The following is a 1,649-nucleotide window of genomic DNA, read 5'->3' as shown; positions in this document are numbered from 1 at the left end:
GCAGGCGCTTGAGGTTGGCGTTGCCGGGCCGGGTGCGTCCGGACTTGCTGACTCCGGCGGACTCGTTCTGGCCGGGGCAGACCCCGATCCAGGAGGCCAGGTGGTGGGCGGAGGTGAACTGGGCCATGTCGCCTCCGGTCTCGGCGATGATGATCTCTGAGCCGAGTCGGCCGATGCCCGGGATGGTCTGCAGGACCTCCATGTCCCGCGCGTGGTCGGCCAGGAGGTGGGCGATGCGGGCATCGAAAGCGGCGATGAGGCTCTTCCAGCGGTCGATCTCGTCGAGGTAGTGGCGGACCATGAAGGCGTGGTGGTCGGTGAATTGGCCGTCCAGGGCGTCGATGAGAGCGGGAATCTTGTTTCGGGCCCTGCCGCGGGTGAGGTCGGCAAGGCGGGCCTGATCGCGTTCACCGTGAACGAGGGCTTCCAGGATGGCCCGGCCGCTGGCGCCGGTGATGTCGCTGAGGACGGCGGAGACCTTCATGCCGGTGTCCTCGAGTTCCTTCTCCAATCGCTGGGCCTCCCAGCCCGCTGCCCGGACCAACTCGGTGCGGCGGCGGGTGAGATCGCGCAATTCCCGGATGTCACGGTCTGGGACGAAGGAGGCCATCACCATGCCGGAGGCGCCGGCCCGGGCCAGGAAGGCCGCGTCGCTCGGATCGGTCTTGCGGCCCGGATGCCCTTGAGGTGGGCGGGGTTGACCAGCATCAGGTTCAGGTGTGGCTGCAGCAGGTAGCAGACACCGCGCCAGTAGTCCGAGGTCGCCTCAATGACCACCACCTCGACCCGGCGCTCGAGCAGCCAGGCCAGCAGGCGCCGCACTTCGGCGGTGGTGGTGCCGAACCGCTCCGTCTCCAGCGACCAACTGCCGGTCCGCTTCGCCGAGGGAACGCGGACACAAGCCAGCAGGAACCGCTTGCCCAAGTCCACTCCCGCGGAACGCAGATGGATGACCTCGTCCTTCACGTCCTGGAGCCGGGGCATCGTGGTCTCCTCCCGCATGGTGCGCCTGTGCTCGGGGGGCGCCCCGGAGAGGCCAAGGGAGATGGCGGAGTCTGACACACGTGCTCCGGCACCGGGGATCCGATGCCCTGGCAACAATCCGTGGTCCCCTGGTCAGCCCCCATCGCCATCCTGCAAAACGAGCTCGCTCGCATCGCAGGCCCATCGGCTGACCGGGACGCCCAGCCCCATTTTCCCGTACTTGAGGTGATCAGCGGAGCGATCTCGCCCACCTGTAAAGAGCGCGAGCGGGTGGTGCCCTTGCCGAATACCTCATCCGTGCAGGTGGGGGCGGGTGTTCGGGGTGCTGGGCGCGGTCGCTCGAGTTGGTGCTCTCGAGCGGCTGGTGGTGGCTGCGGCATGATGACCGGTCGTGCTGCTGAGACTGGCGTACCTGGGCGTGACGAACGCGTTCGCGATGCTGAGACTGCTCTCGATGAGCGACCGCGACAAGGATGTGGAGATCCTGGCCCTGCGCCATCAGATCACGGTGCTGGAGCGGCAGTTCAACGGGCAGCGAGTCCGGTTCCAGGCGAGCGACCGAACACTTCCGGGTCTTCATAGTTGAGCGGTGCGGAGGTGTCCGCGGGCTCTGCGGGTGGTGACGCAGCGTGTTCGGAGGCGTTGGCTGGTCGCGTTCCTGAACC

1 protein-coding gene and 1 pseudogene are annotated in these 1,649 nt (G+C 67.6%); one reads left to right on the top strand and one right to left on the bottom strand.

The annotated features are described in order from the left end of the window. Positions 1–984 (bottom strand): annotated as a pseudogene (locus ACZ7NC_RS45530) (IS110 family RNA-guided transposase); the annotation flags it as partial. 391 nt (positions 985–1,375) lie between these two features. Here ACZ7NC_RS45530 and ACZ7NC_RS45525 point away from each other — a divergent pair. Beyond that, entirely contained in the window at positions 1,376–1,570 is a 195-nt protein-coding gene (locus tag ACZ7NC_RS45525; protein ID WP_471498349.1) for a hypothetical protein, read from the top strand. Positions 1,571–1,649: the final 79 nt, after the last annotated feature.

The sequence above is a fragment of the Streptomyces sp. NPDC111802 genome (assembly GCF_055634335.1).
The sequence above is the reverse complement of the archived record's forward strand: the minus strand, read 5'-3'. Positions and strand labels throughout refer to the sequence as shown.